General features: G+C 39.8%; 17 protein-coding genes and 1 tRNA gene. 5 read left to right on the forward strand and 13 right to left on the reverse strand.

Going from position 1 to position 20,389, the window contains the following annotated elements:
- Positions 1-11: 11 nt before the first annotated feature.
- From CRI9333_RS05310 to CRI9333_RS05320, 3 genes are all read right to left on the reverse strand, one after another.
- Positions 12-458, reverse strand: a complete 447-nt coding sequence (locus CRI9333_RS05310) for a type II toxin-antitoxin system VapC family toxin (RefSeq protein WP_015202135.1) — start codon at positions 456-458, stop codon at positions 12-14.
- A gap of 16 nt (positions 459-474) precedes the next feature.
- Positions 475-705 (reverse strand): hypothetical protein, encoded by a 231-nt coding sequence (locus tag CRI9333_RS05315; protein ID WP_015202136.1) that lies wholly within the window; start codon positions 703-705, stop codon positions 475-477.
- Positions 706-848: 143 nt separating this feature from the next.
- Positions 849-920 (reverse strand) — tRNA-Val (locus tag CRI9333_RS05320).
- Positions 921-1,142: 222 nt separating this feature from the next.
- Between CRI9333_RS05320 and CRI9333_RS05325 the strand changes: the two genes are divergently transcribed.
- From CRI9333_RS05325 to folB, 4 genes are all read left to right on the forward strand, one after another.
- The gene (locus tag CRI9333_RS05325; RefSeq protein WP_015202137.1) at positions 1,143-1,769 is read left to right on the forward strand and encodes a metal-binding protein; all 627 of its coding nucleotides are present in this window, start codon (positions 1,143-1,145) and stop codon (positions 1,767-1,769) included.
- 53 nt (positions 1,770-1,822) lie between these two features.
- Positions 1,823-2,629 (forward strand): nucleoside triphosphate pyrophosphohydrolase, encoded by an 807-nt coding sequence (mazG, locus tag CRI9333_RS05330; protein WP_015202138.1) that lies wholly within the window; start codon positions 1,823-1,825, stop codon positions 2,627-2,629.
- A gap of 77 nt (positions 2,630-2,706) precedes the next feature.
- Positions 2,707-4,014: a glutamate-5-semialdehyde dehydrogenase gene (locus tag CRI9333_RS05335; protein ID WP_015202139.1), complete on the forward strand. Its 1,308-nt coding sequence runs from the start codon at positions 2,707-2,709 to the stop codon at positions 4,012-4,014.
- Positions 4,015-4,019: 5 nt separating this feature from the next.
- Positions 4,020-4,385 (forward strand): dihydroneopterin aldolase, encoded by a 366-nt coding sequence (gene folB / locus CRI9333_RS05340; RefSeq protein WP_015202140.1) that lies wholly within the window; start codon positions 4,020-4,022, stop codon positions 4,383-4,385.
- Between the two features lie 97 nt (positions 4,386-4,482).
- Here folB and CRI9333_RS05345 read toward each other — a convergent pair whose 3' ends face one another.
- The 4 genes from CRI9333_RS05345 to CRI9333_RS26580 form a co-directional block, all read right to left on the reverse strand.
- A complete protein-coding gene (locus CRI9333_RS05345; RefSeq protein ID WP_015202141.1) occupies positions 4,483-7,662 on the reverse strand; it encodes a patatin-like protein in 3,180 nt (1,059 codons plus the stop codon).
- 140 nt (positions 7,663-7,802) lie between these two features.
- On the reverse strand, positions 7,803-8,495 hold the full coding sequence (locus CRI9333_RS05350; RefSeq protein ID WP_015202142.1) for a glutamine amidotransferase-related protein: 693 nt from the start codon (positions 8,493-8,495) through the stop codon (positions 7,803-7,805).
- Between the two features lie 191 nt (positions 8,496-8,686).
- Positions 8,687-10,183, reverse strand: a complete 1,497-nt coding sequence (gene glgA / locus CRI9333_RS05355) for a glycogen synthase GlgA (protein ID WP_015202143.1) — start codon at positions 10,181-10,183, stop codon at positions 8,687-8,689.
- Between the two features lie 14 nt (positions 10,184-10,197).
- On the reverse strand, positions 10,198-10,380 hold the full coding sequence (locus CRI9333_RS26580; protein WP_157462271.1) for a hypothetical protein: 183 nt from the start codon (positions 10,378-10,380) through the stop codon (positions 10,198-10,200).
- A gap of 103 nt (positions 10,381-10,483) precedes the next feature.
- On the opposite strand from CRI9333_RS26580, the gene CRI9333_RS05360 reads away from it, so the two are divergent.
- Complete coding sequence (locus CRI9333_RS05360; protein WP_015202144.1) at positions 10,484-11,221, forward strand: YcjF family protein; 738 nt, start codon at positions 10,484-10,486, stop codon at positions 11,219-11,221.
- Between the two features lie 143 nt (positions 11,222-11,364).
- Here the strand turns inward: CRI9333_RS05360 and CRI9333_RS05365 are convergent, their stop codons facing one another.
- The 6 genes from CRI9333_RS05365 to CRI9333_RS27645 all read right to left on the reverse strand — a co-directional run bounded on the left by CRI9333_RS05365 (position 11,365) and on the right by CRI9333_RS27645 (position 20,379).
- Positions 11,365-12,597: a DUF4255 domain-containing protein gene (locus CRI9333_RS05365; protein WP_015202145.1), complete on the reverse strand. Its 1,233-nt coding sequence runs from the start codon at positions 12,595-12,597 to the stop codon at positions 11,365-11,367.
- Positions 12,597-14,528, reverse strand: coding sequence for a hypothetical protein (locus CRI9333_RS05370; protein ID WP_015202146.1), 1,932 nt, complete (start codon positions 14,526-14,528; stop codon positions 12,597-12,599). Before CRI9333_RS05370 ends, CRI9333_RS05365 begins: the two co-directional genes overlap by 1 nt.
- Positions 14,521-15,261 carry a T4 family baseplate hub assembly chaperone gene (locus CRI9333_RS05375; protein WP_015202147.1) on the reverse strand — a complete coding sequence of 247 codons (741 nt, stop codon included), beginning with the start codon at positions 15,259-15,261 and terminating at the stop codon, positions 14,521-14,523. Before CRI9333_RS05375 ends, CRI9333_RS05370 begins: the two co-directional genes overlap by 8 nt.
- A gap of 3 nt (positions 15,262-15,264) precedes the next feature.
- Positions 15,265-15,789, reverse strand: coding sequence for a phage tail protein (locus CRI9333_RS05380; protein WP_015202148.1), 525 nt, complete (start codon positions 15,787-15,789; stop codon positions 15,265-15,267).
- A gap of 118 nt (positions 15,790-15,907) precedes the next feature.
- The gene (locus CRI9333_RS05385; RefSeq protein WP_015202149.1) at positions 15,908-17,497 is read right to left on the reverse strand and encodes a phage tail sheath family protein; all 1,590 of its coding nucleotides are present in this window, start codon (positions 17,495-17,497) and stop codon (positions 15,908-15,910) included.
- Positions 17,498-17,712: 215 nt separating this feature from the next.
- On the reverse strand, positions 17,713-20,379 hold the full coding sequence (locus tag CRI9333_RS27645; RefSeq protein ID WP_015202150.1) for a DUF6519 domain-containing protein: 2,667 nt from the start codon (positions 20,377-20,379) through the stop codon (positions 17,713-17,715).
- Positions 20,380-20,389: the final 10 nt, after the last annotated feature.

Here is a 20,389-nt window from a genome sequence, read left to right on the forward strand (position 1 = left end):
GCGGGATAATTTTACAGTTCTAATTCATCTATTACTAAGACGCACAACTCAGTGACTCGCTTTAAGGCAATATCATTGGTTAAAAATGCTTCACAACTATCTTCAATAGCAATAGCCACCTGATAGGCATCAAGCAAGCTTAAATTATACCGCGATCGCAATTCGGCTGCTTGTTGGGCAATGTCCGAGTCAATTAATCTGAATTGCGTATTGTTGCCGTTGACTAGCTGGTTAATAAATAACTGCTGAATTTGGGGTTGTCCCAAGCGGTAAGGTATGACTAAACACTCGCTTAAGGTAATAGGTGAAGTAACCGCAATTAACAAGCCATTATCTATGCGATCAAAAATCCTTTCAACGACTGAAAAGTATTGAGGATGGTTTTCAATGTAATAAATAACGGGTGCTGTATCTAAAAATAGGCGGGTAACTCCCTGCAAGCTATCGGTTACTTTCATTCGGTTTTAATTGGCTTTATCGGTGTTCGTCGGCTTCCTGTCTAGTTCGGGAAACCCAAGTTTGAGCATCTTCACCGAATACAGGTGCAGAAACTAAACCACGAATTTCACTCCATTTTTGTTGAGGTTTAATAGTCGGTTGCGTTTGTCTCGCTTTTTCGGCTAAATAGGCGATTAATTTTAGTTGTTCTTCTAGCGTTAGGGTATCGGCTTGCTGCTTTAGTTGTAGAAGTGTCTTATGAGTCATGGCTGTTTCAGGATAAAAAGCAGTCCTGCGCTACACTCTTTTACGGGGAACGTGAACCCATAATTTCCGGTCAACATTATGTCAAGATGACATCTAACTTGACAACGGCAACAAAGAATGTCTTAATCTACACAGATTTCAGATGGGCGGTGAGGGATTTGAACCCCCGACCAACTGCTTGTAAGGCAGCCGCTCTACCACTGAGCTAACCGCCCGTGTTGTGTTTTTGCTCACAGTTATACATAGTAGCAGATAAATTCGTTCCTGTTAATATTTTTGGAAAAATATTTTAGACTGAGGTAGGTTAAAAAAGTTAATAGTCCCCAAAAGCTTGATAAATTAAGGCTTTCTGCCCGCTCCCAGTCACAAGTCCCCAGTCCCTAAAAGCTGAATATTTGGTAAAAATGCTTAAGTCCTGTATTTTTTGCTAAATTACTGTGCCTTCTGGTCGCACTCACGATCGCATTACTCTGTGGCTCTTACCCGTCGTTACTGTACTAACCTACGGGCTAACCCGCAGTGGCGACTTAACCTTGATACTTGCAGGATCTTTTCTGTTTGCTGGGCTGATGTTTGGTCCAGACCTCGATATCCACTCTCGGCAGTTTATTCGCTGGGGTTGGTTTCGCTGGATTTGGATACCCTACCAGAAAGCATTAAATCACCGCTCGGTTTTTTCTCATGGCTTAATTATTGGCACGATCATACGAGTGCTTTACATTACTAATCTAGTGCTAGTGTTAACGCTGCTATTTTTAGTTGTTACTAATTTGTTACTAGGGTGGCAATGGAATTGGCAAAGATTAGCAGAAGATGGTGTGCGATCGCTGTTTCAACACTCTGCTGAATTTATCGCTTTGTTTGTGGGGATGGAATTAGGCTCAATGAGCCATTCTTTTAGTGACTGGGGTGGATCGGCTTACAAACGCTATCAAAAAGGGGGATGGCAGGCGGTTTTGCCTAAAGCTAAGAAGCGACGGGTTACAAGCAAGCGTAAATCTCCAGGGCGAAAGGTGGGGAAACGAACCGCCAAGACGCAAAGAACGCCAAGGAAGAAGTTATAAGCATAAAATGTATATTGATTTCCCCTATCACCAGTCCCTAGTCCCCAGTCCCCATGTCTAGTACAGAAGATGCCTTGCAACAGTTGATTGATGTAATTGCTAAATTGCGATCGCCTGATGGTGGTTGTCCTTGGGATTTGGCGCAAACTCAAGAAACGCTGATTCCTTATGTAATTGAAGAAGCGTATGAGGTGGTGGATGCAATTCGCAGTGGAAATCAGGATGCGATCGCAGAAGAGTTAGGCGACTTACTTTTACAGGTAGTTTTGCAATCACAAGTAGCTAGTGATGAAGGGAAGTTTACCTTAAAGGAAGTTGCACAAGGAATTACTGAAAAGTTAATCCGTCGTCATCCTCATGTTTTTGGAGATGTTGAGGTGCAAAATGCTGAGGAAGTGCATCAAAATTGGGAGAAAATCAAAGCAGCCGAAAAAGGCGAAACTCTTGAAGCAGCACAACTACTAAGTCGCAAATTAAGCCGTTATGGGCGTACACTCCCCCCGCTAATGGCGGGAATGAAAATTTCTCAAAAAGCTGCTGATGCTGGTTTTGAGTGGGATAACGTTGAGGGTGTTTGGGCAAAGTTTGAGGAAGAGTTAGCAGAATTAAAAGAAGCACTTGCAACAGAAGATAAAGCACATCAGGAAGCAGAATTAGGAGATTTACTGTTTACTATTATTAATGTTGCTCGTTGGCATGATTTAGACCCAACCGCCGCGTTACAAGGTACTAATCAGCGTTTTATTCAACGCTTGCAAAAAATGGAAGTTTTTGCAGATCGCCCCTTGACAGATTACACAATTGAAGAATTAGAAAATTTTTGGCAGCAAGCTAAAGCACAAATAGCGGCTCAAAAATAGACGTTGTGATAGGTAGATATATTAAGAAATGAAATGTCCTAACCATTAAACTTGCAAATAGGTAATTAAATAGACCCATGACAGCTTCTTTTATTGCTTCCCGTCCCCTAATTGATCTCGCCCAAAGTACTCGTACTGCTGCGCGTAATTTGGCAGTATTATCCACTGAATCTAAAAATCATGCCATTGAAGCGATCGCCCAAGCAATAGAAACCGCCGCACCCGATATCCTGGCGGCGAATGCAGCAGATTGTAAAGCGGCTGAAGAAGCAGGAATTGCTAAGGCTTTATACGCCCGACTCAAATTAGATGAAACTAAACTCAAGGGTGCGATCGCAGGTGTGCGAGATGTCGGTAAGTTACCCGATCCAGTTGGTACAATCCAAATTAATCGAGAATTGGATCAAGGATTAATCCTCAAGCGGGTTAGCTGTCCTTTGGGTGTTTTAGGGGTAATCTTTGAAGCGCGTCCTGATGCAGTTGTTCAAATTTCTAGCCTTGCAATCAAATCTGGTAACGGTGTCATCCTCAAATGTGGACAAGAAGCTGTGCGGAGTTGCGAAGCTTTAGTTAAAGCTATCCGTCAAGGATTAGCTAAAACTGAAGTTAACCCGGAGGTGGTGCAACTGCTGACGACGAGAGAGGAAACTTTGGCGCTGTTACAGTTAGATCAATATGTGGATCTAATTATTCCTAGAGGTTCTAACTCGTTTGTGCGGTTTGTGCAAGAAAATACCCGCATTCCAGTGTTAGGTCATGCAGAAGGTATTTGTCATTTATATATAGATCAAGCAGCAGAAATTGAGAAGGCGATCGCTATTACTGTAGATGCAAAAACGCAATATCCCGCAGCTTGTAACGCGATTGAAACGTTGTTAGTTAATCAAGAAATTGCTGCAAATTTCTTACCACAAGTTGCTACTGCATTGCAAGAACGTAATGTTGAATTACGGGGAGATGAGCAAACTTGTCAGATTGTAGATATTGCACCAGCGACAGAAGCAGACTGGGCGACAGAATACAGCGATTTAATTTTGTCGATTAAAATAGTTGATGCAGTTGATGAAGCGATCGCGCATATCAATACTTACGGTTCACGCCATACTGATGCTATTGTCACCGAAGATCAAAATGCAGCAAATATATTCATCGCTCAAGTAGATGCTGCTGGAGTATATCATAACTGTTCCACACGCTTTGCTGATGGTTTCCGTTATGGTTTTGGTGCAGAAGTAGGAATTAGCACCCAAAAAATGCCCCCTCGCGGTCCTGTTGGTTTAGAAGGATTGATAACTTATAAGTATCAAATTACAGGTGATGGTCACATTGCTGCAACATACAGTGGATCAAATCCTAAATCATTTACTCATAAAGATTTAGGTTAAAAATTATGGATTGCATTCAATTAACAGGGATTCGCTGCTATGGCTACACGGGTTATTTGCCAGAGGAGCAATTATTGGGACAATGGTTTGAGGTAGACCTTAGCCTGTGGTTAGATTTATCACCAGCAGGTAAAAGTGATGCAATAGAAGACACCCTTGATTACCGTAGTGTAATTGCAACTGTACAGCAGTTGGTGAAAACTTCTAAGTTTGCTTTAGTAGAAAAATTGGCTGATGCGATCGCACAAGCTATCTTACAATTTGATCGTGTCAGCCAAGTACAAGTAAAACTTAGCAAACCTGCTGCCCCTATTCCCGATTTTGGTGGCAAAATTACCATTGATATTACCAGGGAAAATCAACATTCTTGAGCTTCGCTGAATATCGGAGTTAAACACAAAAAGATTACCATCTTACTGGCGTGAAATGGTAATCTTCCGATTAAATTAAGTTTTTTAGGACTTGTTTTTATTGTGATTTTCTCAACAAACCGATCAACCAGAATAATACCGTAGCACCAAGTGCGATCGCTATCCATACCCATGACTGAGATACTGTAACTGCAACTCCAGCAATTGCCACCACTAATAACGCCACCTGCAAGATTAGGATTATTGGTCGCCCACGATTAAAACTAGCGCTTTCAAGTGCGACTGGTCCACGATATTGTAACCACCAATAAAACAGTTGTAAAGACTTATCAAAAAATTGATAGATAGGATGCCTACTTAGCCTTCTTACTTGGTCAATTCCCAAAGCATTTTTAATAATATCTCGTGCAACTAAAATGCTCCTTGTTGCCAGATTTACTAATATAACATTAGGAACATCTAGATCCAATTTCTCTTTACCTACCCTATATTCATTGCGAAAGAAATGCTCTTTTTTGTGTGGATCTTCCCATGAATCAACAGCTTCTTTAGCTATTTTGGCGGCGGCTATTGCGCTAACAGTTTTGTCAAAATAACCCTTTATCGGGTTGTAATTTGTCTCATTATCTAACCTTGACACCTCTTGATTTTGCTTATTGGAACTGAAATTTTCTGGCTTAACTCTCTGCAAATTCCAAGTAAATTGTTCATCAATTGCGTCTGCTATTACCTTCTGTAAATCGGTATCAAGAATTACTCGATGACCTGCCATAACTACAGCATCTAGAAATTCTTTCATCTCAACTTGATTGAATTGAAAATCAAGTTGAAGTAATTTGATCAAATAAGCCTTGATTTGTTCGCGTTCTAGAGCATCTTTATTCAAAGATTCATCTAACAAAAATTCTATGTATTCTTCTTCCAAACAGCCTTTTTTATTTGCTTCCCGCTTAATAAAATGAGGAAATCTTTTGAGCGCTTCAGGAGTTATCAAAGCTTCTACAATTCTGTTTAAGCCATCTAAGCGACCCCATAAAATATCATTAGAACGCCAAGATTTTTTAAACAAGTCTCCAAAAGCATATAAGGTATCTCCGGTTAATTTACCCTCTAATCCTTTAGATTTACCTAGTCCTAATTGAGCATCATTAGGGCTAATCCTAACTGTCTGAATTATTTCTTTCTCACCAATTTCAGTTAAAGATTCAAAAGGATACAGAACTTGATCGACTTGTCTAAATCCTTTAAATCTTGACAATAGTTCTTCAGAATTACTCAACTGGCTATTATGGATTAGTACCTCAGTAGATAATTCTACCTGCCGTAAAATGGTGGTAAATTTTTCATTCTCCTGCTCATCATAATTAAATTTATCGTTTAAGTGAATGTTTTTTGCAATGTCCAAACCAACTTCCAGTTGCACAACTTTTTGTCTTAATTGTTCTAAGATGCTAGAAAGCTGCTTTTGTGGCAACCACGCTTCCTCATCTAATTGTTGAGCTAGTAAAGGTAGTTTCAGAAAAAAGTCTGCTGGCAGTTCTACTAGCTCATTTTTTTGTGCATTTGTCGGCAATAAATCGTTGAGGCTATGAGGATCAAGTAGGTAACGATGTAATCTAAATAAGCTATCGTAAATTTGAGAGCGCAACTGATTATTTGACGTTGCCTGATCTATTAGCTGATAAAAAAACTGACTTACGTTTCTGTTACTCATCAGCATATCCAAAGCTGCACGAATAACTTCAAGCAACTTTATTTGGCGGCTAATTCTTTGTGAGAGCAATTTTAATTTTGTATATTGCTCATACTGCTCTTCCTTTTCAATCCTTTGACAAACTTTTTGTAGAATATAAAAATGTTTTCTTAAAGCATATTCTATATCTAAATTACGAATCTGCTTACCAAATTCCTGTAAAATTTCATCCCGCTCTTTTTTTTCTTCAGGGTCAAGAATCCGTTCTGTAAGCAACTCAGCTATTTTTTCTAAAATTTTTGCCTTGTCAGAATTTACTACATCATTCTGTTGCATTCTTAAAATTAGAGGCAACAGGCGATCGCGCAAATTAATTAAACGAGTCAGCAGATAAATTTCTTCTTGAACATCAATTTTTTCAGTCGTAGCATCTTCTGAACTAATTGGAGCTTCTACATTAGCAAGTAACGCCTTATAACGACGGACTTGTTCGTTACGTTCTTTAATCGCTTGCAAATCATTAGCAATACTTTCATAACTCGGTAAACCAATCACAGAATCTTGGATCACTTGTCCAATTTTTGGTTTAGCCATGTTTTGAAAATTGGCAGCATTAGAAAAACGATCTGGACTAGGATCAATATAAAAAAGCTTGCGATCGACAGGACGATTAGCTGTGCGATAATACATCTCCTTAATCGTATAACTGAAAGGACGATTATCTAACACACCACCATCTACAAAATGTAAATTATAACCCTTGGGTGGTCGCTGTTCTGGTAAATCTCTGTTTTCTAAATCACCCCACCTCACTAACATACTATCAACATAATTATTGGGATTTTTAAGTTCAACTGTAACAACCGGAAATGCCACAGGAAAACAAGACGTAATTCTACATAATTTAGCTAGTGATTGATGTATTTCTGGGGTAGTAATTTGAGGAACCGCAGGATTACTTTTAAAGTTGAATGGCTCCTTGCGTCCTTGACGATGTTTGAGTTGAAATACAGTCCTATGGTTGTTAACTTCTATTACTGAGCCAGTCTGATCGAATACTTTATATACTTGCCCTAAAACATCTGTACCTGTTACAAATAAATCTAATTCATTAGATTGGGATAACCACTCATCAATAGGGGCTTGCTTTTTATTTGAATGTGCTTGATTCAAAGCATTTTCTAAAGCGTTTTGATAATAATTTTCGCCATCAAAAAGTGAGTCGGATTTATTATATTCATTGTTTTTGGGTTGGCGTAGTAACTTGCGAATATTAGCACTATCACGCCAAATTTGGTCAAAGTTTTTAAAATCTACAATTTCTTGCTCATTGCTATTAGTTAAGGCGTAACTGAGCAAAACGCCGTTAATACCGCCTGCGGAGGTTCCAGATATAATGTCAACAATAATATCTGAATCAGTTAGTGCCTTAATAAGTTTATAGATCCCTCGACCACGAACAGCATTATAAAATTCTCGGCAAACACCGTTCATGTAAATAGCTAAGGAAACTCCTCCATAAACAACTAAACCCAAACGATGTTCACGGGTAAACTCTGGTTTTTGATAACTTTCGCTCTTCATTGTAGATGTAATCAATAAAAACTTTGACTAATTATACTATTTTTAATATTTCTGGAATAATTAAAATAATCTTACATTTTTAATACTGCAAAATTAACAGTACTTATCCACGTCTGAAACCTAGATATTAAATGCTTTATTTATTTTTCTGGATGTAACCAAAGGTTAAGAAAATTTTCTAACCATTTTTCCAAAGCGTATCCATATTTAGCATAATTTTGTAGCTGCCGCTCTCGTGACTGCGCCCCTGGCAGTGTCAGCATATCAGATCCTAATATTGTCCACCGACGGATCATCTCTTCGGTTAACTCAGGATGGAATTGTAAACCATAAGCATTTGCTCCATAGCGGAAAGCTTGGTTGCTAAAAGTTTCACCACCAGCGAGTTTAACAGCGCCTTGAGGCAGATCAAATCCTTCATTATGCCAGTGATAAACATATAAAGATTCACCAAAAATTGCTTTTCCTTCTGGGGTTGGGATAATTGGGAAATAACCAATTTCTACTTGATCATTGGGATGGCGGGTAACTTCTGCGCCAAGGGTACGCGCCAACATTTGAGCGCCTAGACAGATACCCAAAAAAGGTTTAGATGATGCTAATACTACCTGTATCCAATCAATTTCTTGACGGATAAATGGTAAATCGCGATCGTTTACACTCATAGGACCACCGAAAATCACTACCCCCTGATGATTTGCGATCGCATCTGGTAGGCGATCGCCTTGGCTAGGTATGCGAATATCAAGGTGATATCCTTTGGCGCGGAGGATTTTACCAACCAGTCCGGTATAGGAGGTAGGTTGATGGACGATGATGAGAATTTGTTTCACTGTACAATTTTATCAGTCAAAAAATTTTGAGAGTTATATATTAGTCGGCTTTCATAAGTCAAATTTTAGATAATTAACCACAGATGCACACAGATCGACACGAGATTTACAGGTTAAATTAATTTGCCATGACCACATAAGGAGTGCGGGCATCTTGCCCGCGTATTGTTTTGCGTAAATCCTACCTGAATTTAAGCAGCTATAACTTCGCTCCATTTATGACGAATATAGTCATAAATATCTAAATATTCAGCGCCTGGTATGTTCCAAGAATAGTCATATTCCATACCCTGAACAACAAGCTTGCGGAATTCTTCAGGATAGTCATACCACAATCCTATTGCCCGATCCATTGCTGATTCAAGTGCCTGGTAATTAGATTCGTAGAAAACATAGCCGTTGCGTTTTTCGGGAGACTTTGTTTGGTCATAATCTCTGTCAAATACTGTATTTATCAGTCCACCTACACCTCGAACAATTGGCACCGTGCCATATCTAAACCCGATCATTTGAGTTAATCCACAAGGTTCATAATTGCTAGGAACTACAATCATGTCAGCACCAGCATAAATTAGATGGGATAATTCTTCGTTAAAACCAAGTTCTAAATGAACGTCAGAATTATCGTTTAAAAAACGTTTTTCGTGTTGGAATTGAGCATTAATTTTTGCTCCTGTTGCCGAACCTAGTAATACAAATTGTGCATCTTTAAATAGTGAATGGTAAATTGCATGATGAACAAGATGTACGCCTTTTTGATCGTCTAAGCGACCAATGTAGCAAATTAGTGGTTTATCAACATCACGCAGTAGCAATCTTGCTCGTAAAGCTTTTTTATTGAGTGCTTTTTCGGCTAAATTATCTTTACTGTAGTGACCAGGAATGTAGCGATCGCTCTCTGGATTCCACACATCATAATCTATACCATTCAGCACACCCTTAAATTTGTACTGAAATGAATGCAAGGTGTGACCTAAACCATATCCAATATCGGTAAAACGCGCTTCCCAAGCGTGGTGAGGTGAAACTGTGGTGACATGATTTGAGTAAATAATGCCCCCTTTCATCATATTTATAGCAAAGGGATTAAAGTTATCACGCAAGCGTTCATATTGGAAATAATAAGCTTCTTGATTCAAACCTGTCGCCTGTAGAATCTCAGCACCCGCTATTCCCTGGTGTTTAAAGTTGTGGATGGTGTAGCAAACCCGTTGATATTCCATGCCATGATATTTGTAAATCTCAAACAGCATTACTGGAACTAGACCTGTCTGCCAGTCGTGACAATGAATTACATCTGGTCTTTTATTGCTACGGTGGAGAAATTCCAAGGCAGCTTTGCTAAAGAAGGCAAAGCGCATATTGTCGTCATCACAGCCGTAATAACAGCCGCGATGGAAGAAATTATCTTGTGAGTGGGGTTCAATGAAAAAACACAGCCGTCCGTGTACCCAACCACAATAGACAGAACAGTGAACCGCGCCACCATACCAGGGTACAGACAAATCACGGTAGGCATCATGCAGCCCCCAAATATGATCGTAGCGCATACAATCGTACATCGGCAGGATAATCTCGACGGTATTACCCTGAATTTCTAATTCCCGACTCAGTGCGTAAACAACATCTCCCAAGCCTCCGGCTTTGATCACAGGGGCGCATTCTGAAGCTATTTGTACGATGTACATTTTTCACTCACTCCTCATCTACAGGCATTATCTTTACAAAACATAATATTTACTCTTCCGCAAGTTCTCCAGGGTTGCATAAATTGGTAATACATGGTATGCAACCATTGATAGATTAGATGCGATCGCAGTGTCGTTTCTGGATCAGCAATGAAGCGATTGAGAGCTTTCTGACTGAAGTATTGTAGTCTTGACATTGTTATTTGAGCGCATCACTGTCAACCGATAGACGCAATCTTTCTAATAATTCCTTAAATTAAACATTAAATATAAAAACAGCAAATTTGCTAACTGTGACCTATGGCAACACAAAACCAACAGAATTCTACAGACTCAATCGGTAATGCGATCGCTACAGCAACTCAAATAGCTAATATGGCATCGCAAACTTTCCAGTCTGCTATTAACAATATGAGCAACGCTACTACTGCGCTAGGAGATACAGTTGTGCCTCCAGCAGTACGACTGGTAGAACAAACTACGGAAACTGTTGGTTCTTTTGTTGCTCCTATTGCTGAAAATTCTTTGATTAAATATGCTGGCAAGCTTCCCGGAATTAACTTCTTAATGACAGCACTCGGTAATATCGAGCTTGATCGAGCTAATCTTGAAGTTATCAAGCTTAAACAAGACTATCCCCAAGAAACCTCACAGCAACTTGCTCATCGTGTCATAGTTGATACTGCTATCAAAGGTGGTGGCATTGGATTACTGAGTAATTTTGTACCCCCATTAGCACTAGCATTATTTGCGGTAGATATAGTCGCAGTTACCACCCTGCAAGCAGAAATGGTTTATCGAATTGCGGCAGTTTACGGATTTGATTTAAAAGATCCAACTCGCAGAGGTGAAGTCTTAGCAATTTTTGGTTTATCTCTTGCTGGTTCTGGCGTAACCAAAGTTGGGTTAGGTTTAGTGGAACTCATCCCAGGCATAGGTGCTGTTGTGGGAGCATCTAGTAATGCGGCTGTGCTTTACTCTTTAGGATACGCGGCTTGTCAATTTTATGAAGCTAAAAAAAGTTTAGCTAAAACCTAGTTGTAACTGATGATGACACAAATACCAAGAGATTGGAACCCGCAAAAAAACTGGCTATTAGCAGTATTGGCTTGAGCATTATTAACATTTATTGTTAATAATGCTCAAACATTACATAACTCGCCAAGAGTATCTATTGCTACTCATGTACGGATTTCTACTTTGTTGTTTTGGTCAAAAATAGGTGTTGTAGCAGATCGATCTACTAATAAACTGTCCACCCCATCTACACGCAAACGTACAAAATAATCCCCAGCAGAAATTCCTCTGATTTTAAAAACTAGGCTTGTACCACTTGGATCAATTTCTTCTGGGATAAGTTCGCGATCGCCTAGCAATAATACTACTCTCTGTCCCAATTTTACTGGTGGTTGAGACGTTAGCGTCAATAAATTTCTTTCAGCGTCTAAGTTATCTAATTTGATGCTAGGTGCGAATGAGAATGGTAGGGCATTACTTGTTTGTTCATTTTGATCCTGTATCACTTGCACTGCTACATTATAAATTCCTATTTGCCAATTGCTGGGTTCTTCTCCAGGCGACCAAATACCTGCTTGATCCGATAAGGGAATATCTAATTCTGTGGCTGTTTTTGCTGGCAACTCCACTCTTATCGGTTTGGCTAAACTCGGATGGCTAAACAAGGCATATACTTTGCTGTCTTCGCGATTTAAGTGATGCCCCCTCAGTGTCAAAACTTCACCCAAGCGAACGCTAGCTTGCTGATCAGGGAGTTCCACTGCTTGCAAGGTTGGAAAAGAAGGGGTGAGATTTGTTTGTGCAATAATGCCACTATCTTCACTACCGCGAGTTAATACTGGTAGAGGTGCTTTAACTGGGCGATCGCTTTCAATAAGAATAACAGAAACTTCATAAGCCGTAGAAATGCGATACTGAGTTTGAAAACAACTCCACAATTTGGATAACTCTTCCAAAGAAAGTGTTACAAGATTGATGCGAACTCGCTCAATTTGATTTTGCAAATCACTTTCTGCTAAAGCATTTTTAATCTCAATGGGATTGAGAATACAATGATCGTGTAATACTCGCATTGCTGTCCCTAGCAAGCGATGACTTAATATATCATCGTTATCCTGCCCGTAAGCAGTAATTAAATAATAAAGATTTAATGCTAGGGGTGCTTGACCTGTTTCACCTGGTTTTACCCGATTTCTTAAATCCTGATTGCGCCAAGCTGCATTCGGTAAGGTTTGGTAGAGAAAAATATTTATCTGATTACCACTGTCACTATTATCCCGTGCCTTATCTGGTGGACGTGCTGTAACGCTACCACTGCCTATCTCATCGGCAATTCCTTTGGCAATAAGGTTGCGTAGGGTTTTAGTTACTGCTGCTATAGCTAATGAGTTACTCATCACTTTTCCCCCTGACGTTGTTTGAGATAATCTTGCAGAGAAAGCTTTGGTGTGCGTTGAGATGATTTACTTGGGGCGGTAGAGGAAGTTGGGTGATTGTTTGCTCTCACCTCAATGCGACCGATAGTTATTTGAATCGTCGGTTCTATGTGGGAGACATTTTGCCAAGCTAAATGCTTGCTATTTGCAACTTCTCGACGATTGGTTGAGTTTAATTGCACTGAATCTGGCACTTTATTTGCGATCGGATCGATGCTTGATTGCTTAGAGGAAGGCTGAGATAATACGGAAAGCGATCGCCTAGTGAGAGCAGCTAATTCCCGATTTAGCGATCGCTCCTTCTGAGATATTGAAAGATCCGAACTTGTTTGCAGTTCTTCGTTTAATTCTTGATTAACTCTTAGCTTTGAGTTACTTAAAATCGAATTTTTCTGAGATATAAACTTATTGACAATGCTACTAGCATAAACTTTACTTTCTTGTATTTTCTCATTCCCTAATTTGGAATTTTCCTGTTTTTCGGGACTAACCTCTTTGCCTAATTGTACAAAATAAGGTTGCTGAGAAGTTGAGGTATCCGTTAATGCAATCAGGGTATCCTGGTTATTAGCATTTATTTTTTTTAATTTTGTATAATTTTGAGCGTAATTTAAATTAATTATCTGTGGGATTGCTTGGACTGGTGGTATTATTTCATTAATAATTTCTTGATTAATTAAATGTTCAACTTGATTCAGTTTAAAATTTTCAGAAGGCTGAACTGCGATCATAGTCTCAGAACTCACTAAGGGCAGTTCTGTTATTTGAGAATTCAGTATATTGGGGGTTTTAACTTGTTTGTTTTGCTCGGAAATAACCTCTAATTCAGCTTGTTTATGAATATATTTTTCCAGCGTACCACTTTGGGCAACACTTGATAGCTCTCTATTTTGGTGACTTATTTCAATAGAATTATCAACAATTAGTTCCTTGTTAGCATCAACTAACTGCCCAAAGGGTGATAAAGAAGATATTTCATTTTTACGCAAACTTGATGACTTAGTTTCAACTTGCAGTCCAGTTTCTATTTCTGGCTTAACTAAAGGTTCAATTGGCTCTAAGCTGTTCTCATAGTTTGTTTGACTCGGCGTTATTTTTTGTAAATAATTGTTATTAAAATTATTAAAAACCTTTGGCTCTTGATCTGGTAGCTTTGGGTTAGGATTTTGTGAAAAATTAGATATGTCTTTATTTAAGTTGGACGTAAACGCGGTTTCAAATTTATCAGCACTAGAATTATTAGATTTTTCACTCTGTATTTCTTCCCCTCTCCTCTTGTGCTGCAATAATGATTCAGGCACAACTGGAGATGATCTGACTTGTTGAGATAAAGGAGATGACAAAGTTCCAACTTCTACAACTTTTTGCTCGGAAATAACTTTTAACTCAGCTTGGTTATGAACATAGTTTCTTTGCTTATCGCTTTGGGTAATAGTTAACCCGTCTTGATTTTGTTGAGTTATTTCAACTAGAGAACTATCAACAATTAGTTTGTTGTTACCATCAATTAATTGCTCAAAGGGTGATAAAGAGGAGCTTTCATTTTCAGGCAAACTTGATGTTTTTGCTGGAAGATTACTTAGCGATATTTTCTCGGCGTGGGTGTGGTCATAAGTAGTTGGTGTAAATTTTAACTTCCCCTGCTCCCTCTGCTCATCACCAGCAACGGGTTTTGACCACACCCCTTTGGAGTCGCTAGGCGATCGCACATCTGGCGGAATTGACATTTCCCCACCCCAGAAAGGCTTTGTCGTGTTAGTTTCAATCTCAAACCCTGATGAATAGTTGTCCAAAACTACCTCTTTGGGAGCAAAATTCGAGGCAATCATTGGTTGTACTACAGGCATTAAACCTAGAGTGCGCCTTACCAGTCGAGTCAGAAAGTTATCCATCAGAAACCATATCTAAATAAAATTGCCGTCGCATTGCACTCATAGATAAAATATCGGTTTCTCGCCACCCATAAAACCTTGCCAGTTGGTGAACTTCTCGGAGTAAGCGTTTTGCTTCCACGCTCAATTCTTTCCAGAAAAATACAACGATATCGAAAAGCACCTGCCAAGAATGATTACAAGCTGGACAGTTGAGGTCAAATAGTATTTCTGCTTGGGGGTCACACTCTAACATTTGTGATGCAAGTTGAGCGATCGCACTTGCCGACAATTCGCTATAGTTAACTGCAACTCCATCTCGACTTACTTGCAATAGACAACGTTCTATCAGTTGCAAGTTAGCTGCACCCACGTCTTGATATCCCACAATAGCAGCGAGATCCCAACTGTTAGGCAAGCGAAATTGCAACTCAAATTCTTCCGCCACCAGAGAATATTGCTGCGCTTGCGGTTCTACTAATTCAACAATGCGAATATCTCCCACATTCATCGCAAATTCCAATTGTTCGCTGCACTGGGGACACTCTGCAAACCCGTTGATTTTAGAGCCAAATGTCATTTCTCGCAGCGTCAGCAGATACGCATCTCGTTGTCCAATACTGAGGGATGCTAGTTCTTGGGCTGTTCGATCTGGACAAGCAAAGGTGAGGAGAGTCAGCGCCCGATCAATAGGATGCTGACTCTGACCGATTTCCCAGATTTGCAGAATGCGATCGGCAGATAAGGGACGCATAGATTAGCTAGGTTCTAGGAAACTGGGTTCGGTTGGCTCACTTACGTCATAGTCGCGTTCCCAACCTTCGTTTTGCAGTTGAATACTTTGGATAGCAACCGCGTTCGCATTGGCATCTAGTTCGGGCATAGCGGTGAATTCCGATACCCAACAGCGAAAGACTTTGTATGCGATCGCAACTTGTCCCGCTTCGTTCATCAATTCAATAATGATGTCCTTGCGAAAGTCCTTTAGCGATACTTCTGCCCCTAAACCAGAACCATAATTCCAAACCTTATTCGCCCATTGTTCAAACTCTTTATCATGGGTAACGCCTCGTTCCAGTGTAATTGCTTCATATTTAGTTGCGCCTGGTGAGTGGCGTTGACTACTGGGATCTCCGCCGTCGCGATGACTTACTACTTCGGTGGTACGCTTTAATGCTCCAACTTTACTCACACCTGCAACATACTTGCCATCCCATTTAACGCGAAATTTGAAGTTTTTGTAGGGGTCGAAGCGTTGGGCATTTACGCTAAATTGAGCCATTTTTTTTTCCTGATTGTATTGGATTTTTTTTAACGCCAAGAGCGCATTAGCCGGAGGCTTCCCGTAGGGTAGGAAGAGCGCCAAGAGCGCAAAGGATTATATGGACTTTTGATCAAAGTTAAGTTGCACTTTCACGAGCGATTTGTTGGAATTTGAGGATGACAAATTCAGCAGGTTTAAGGGGTGCAAAACCAATGACGATATTTACGATGCCTCGATCAATGTCATATTGAGTGGTTGTTTCACTATCACATTTGACAAAGTAAGCTTCTTTAGGGGTTTTCCCTTGAAATGCTCCTTGCTTAAATAAGTTGTTCATAAATGAGCCAATATTAAGCCGGATTTGTGACCACAAAGGTTCATCATTTGGCTCGAATACTACCCATTGCGTCCCCCTGTATAGGCTTTCTTCAAGGTATAAGGCGAGTCGGCGAACGGGAACATACTTCCACTCGGAAGCGAGTTGATCTGCACCCGCTAACGTCCTAGCCCCCCAAAGGACATTGCCATATACAGGGAAATTCCGCACGCAATTCACGCCTAAAGGATTTAATTGACCGTTTTCACCATCAGTCATTTTGTAGGAAAGTTCTCGTACTCCTACTACTGATGCTTCTATGCCAGCAGGTGCTTTCCAAATTCCTCGTTGCGAATCAGTACGAGCAAAAATTCCTGCGATCGCGCCACAAGGAGCAAACTCCTCTGTACGATTTTCCTTAAGTGGATCAGCCATCTTCAAGCGGGGGAAATAAATCGCTGCATTGGTGGCAAGATCAGTCCCGATAGCGTCGCGAAGATCATCTACCTTGCTGACAGCCTGGGAAATTTTCTTCCAGTCTGAAGGTGGGTCTACAATCAAAAAGGCTCGTTTATTTTTGCAATACTTAGCTGCCTTTGCCCATGTTTCTTTCGTTACGTCCGCTTTATCGTCCTGTTTTCGTGTGAGGGGAGGAATGCAGAGTAGATTAAATAAATCAGCTTTATCTAAGGCGTACAGCCCTTTGCGATCAGCCTCTAAGCCAGGATCACAAATCTCTCGATCAGTTATATCTTCACCATCACTGCCCGTTGCGACATCCGCCTTAGCATAGTCTAGCTCCTGGGTTTTATCCTTAAACTTTGTGTCATCAGGGCGAGTAGTGATATCTGGCTCGTTTTCTGGAACATTAACTAAGCTTGATTCTTGTTCAATTACTTTTTTGTAAAAGCGAGCAGAATCCTGATCGGTTGAAAGATTGCGGAGAGTTTCAGTCGCAGCCACTTTATCGGAACCTGGTGCTTCTAATTCCTGAATTGTTAAGTTAAACAGTTTAGGGTCTTCTGTACCATCATCATTTTTGCGAGTGTTATAGTTAACGGCAGATCGTAGATTCTTGCCCCAACTGCCCGGACTAGCTGCTTCAAGCTTCAAGCTTCCTATAGTTAGTTTGGCATTAGTTGCACCCTTATGAACACGAATGATAATGGCATCTTGACCACCATTTAGAAAATATTGTTGCACCGCGTAGCTCATGGTGCTGTGATTCCATAGCCCCCCGAATTGACGCACAAAATCGCCAAAGTTTTGAATGCGTATTGGTTCATCTAGCTGTCCTTTAAGAGCGCGACCAATAAAGGCAGTAATAGATGTAGAAACGCCCGTAATGGTGCGAACACCACTGGGTATTTCTTCAACGTAAACACCAGGATAAGTAGGTGTGACTGGCATAAATATTTCCTCTTCCTAATACTGAGTGATCGACTTATAATTTCTTGCGTTTCAATTAATAAAAAGCTTAATTGCTTCTAGATATTCTGCAAGATTAACGAGATGAATTCCTGCTACTTCAATTTTTACCATAATTGTCCTCCTTTTTGCTTTTTTGGGGTTGCTACATAATGCAGAATTATTTGATCAAGTCTGAAAAATAATCACTTTATCTTCTACGAATTTTCCATGTCTGACCTCGGTGTTTTTAACTCTTGTACTGTCTTTTTTAACGCTGTAATTTCACTCTGCTGTTGCTTAACAACTCTTACCAAATTACGCAATGTTTTTTGGTTATCTTGAACAACTTTGGTAAGAACAGCGACAAGATCGACAACTTTAATGGTTTGCTTGTCATTAGAAGTTAATAAATCGGGTGTATCTTCTGCAATAAAACCAGCATGGGCTGTTTTTGACTCATCTTCTTTGTATAAATATTTAACTGGATTAAGGGAGCTAAGAAGATCTGTAACTTCTTGACTAGATAAGTCGTTAATCTCTTCTTTCAGAGCCTGTGACGAAATTTGGTAAAATCCACCGCTAACAGTTTTGCCTTTGATTAAAACACTGTTAGAGTTGATTCTTTCCTCAACATCAAGCTCTTTTGCATAAATCCTTCTCTCTACTTTAATGCTTTTGGCATTAAATTCCACATCAATATCGCCTGTGAGTGCAGCCTTACTATCTAAAGTTGTTTCAACCCTAGTAATTTCTCCCTTCAACTCGGTTTGGAGTTGTTTCTTCAAGTCGGAAATTTCTGTTTCTACCTTTGCTTGATCCGCTTTGGTATTTAAAGTTGTTTCAACCCTAGTAATTTCTCCCTTCAACTCGGTTTGGAGTTGTTTCTTCAAATCAGAAATTTCTGTTTCTACCTTTGTTTTTATGGCTTTTTCCGTTGGTACAGACTCTGGGTCGTCTTTGAGATTACTATCATTAGAAAATTGCTTGACGGTTATGTTTTTTAACTTAAGATAATTTCCTTCTAGTTGTGTTGCCTTCACCGTACCATTGATATCAAGCTGGCTTTGATGCTTAGGATTCCCAATACCCACATTGCCATCAGGAGTAATTGTGATCCGGTCTTGGTCATTAGTTTGCCAAACAAAATTATGGTTCTGAAAACCAAAATTTATTGATTGAGAATTAGTATTATCCAGTTTTTTTGTCAGTTTTAAAGCACTGATGAAATCGCTACTATTGTTTTGGCTCAAATCGAGAGCGATTTCTAAGGAGCCAGTGATGACACCACCTGCTTTATCTAAGCAACGCATTAATGGGGGAAAAACAACCCGCAAATCTTGATCCTTTTCTACTGGCTTAAACTTACCTTTTTCCACTTCCACTAATGCCAGGAGACAGTAATCATGGTGAATTCCCTGACGAAGTTGCTCTAAGGGTTTACGAATTGTTTTATCAGCTTGGTCATTAGACCATTCAATATCGTTGGTGGCAGATCTTGCGGGAATTATCCAATAGTCACCCGTTTCGTAGTGCGATTCGGGATTGAATTTGACCATGATTCCAGCTTCTAAAGAAATCCAGTCATCAATGGCGGTAATGGCTGCTTCTGGGGTGATATGATCCCAACGCCGTACTTTAGTAGCATTTGACGGAATTGGACCATTGATAATGCTAAAGCGATCGAACTCAATTTTGGTGTCAGACACTCTTAGCAGGCGAACTAATACACCTGGTTTCCCCTTCAATTCGATTTCTTCATCAGTTATTTCGAGCCATTGTCCAGTTTGAGAATTAGTCCAAGCATCTTGGCTTGACTTGCGAATTGTGATGATGTTGTCGTCGAACTTTTCAATGGCACTGACAATGCTGCCGTTTTCACGAGACCATTTAAATGTGGCTTTTTTTTCTTGATTGTTATCTCTAACTGCCTGACCAGGGTTGTGAATTTCAACGCGATATAGTTGGTTTTCTAGACGTTGATAACCTCTGCCATTAGATGTTGCACCAGCAGAAGTACATAATCCAGCGCAGGCATTCATGTAGGATAGACGATTTTTGCGTTCATCAATAAAATTTTCCCATTCTTCTTTAATTACGTTATTGTTAGGAATGGGATCAGATGTTTCAAGTTTTTTAAGTTTCAATTGCCAAACAGTCTGGCTGCGCGTTGCAGTATCTGGGGTATTAATTAGGGCAACTTCACGAAGTTTAGGATCTTCAATTGTGGTGATATGTCGTTGCCAAACATCAATGTAGGCGAAATAAAAACCATTTTCTACCTTGCTACTACCATTATCGGGGTTAGGATAATCGGGTTGATTTTTGTAAGTTAGCAGACGACGCATTCGCATTTTTCCAGACGCTTCTTTTACTGGCTCACTTAGCGTCAACTCCATCTTTTGGGGTTCAATATTCTTAATTTGGAAACACTGTTTTTTATTTGACCCTTCTTTAGCATTAGCATCTGGATAGATTTCAACCCATTGATTTTTGTCTAGGTTCCGACCATCGAAATTCAGGGTAGATAGTTTTATTTGGTCGGGAGAGGAATTATTGGAAGGCGGTAAATCGAATAATGTTCCTTCTAATTCACACAATATGCCATTGACATAGAGGCGACCAGGAGCGATCGCTAAATCAATACAATCTGGAGTTACACTAATCTTAAAACTATCTTTATAGGGGGGTTCCGAGTTTCCTTCACTTGTAGGTACGCCACTATTAGCGCCAATTAGATCAATTGTTTGAGTATGACGTAGATGGTTTTGAATATCTACTTGTTCATTCCAATCGGAATCCAATTGCAGCCGACCTTGCTGCATCAAAACGCTGGTATAATGCTTTTCAGACTGAAATGTAAGTTTTGTAAAATCACCTTTCATTTAAGTTGCT

The sequence above is a fragment of the Crinalium epipsammum PCC 9333 genome, from assembly GCF_000317495.1.
In the GTDB taxonomy this organism is placed as follows: Bacteria; Cyanobacteriota; Cyanobacteriia; order Cyanobacteriales; family PCC-9333; genus Crinalium; species Crinalium epipsammum.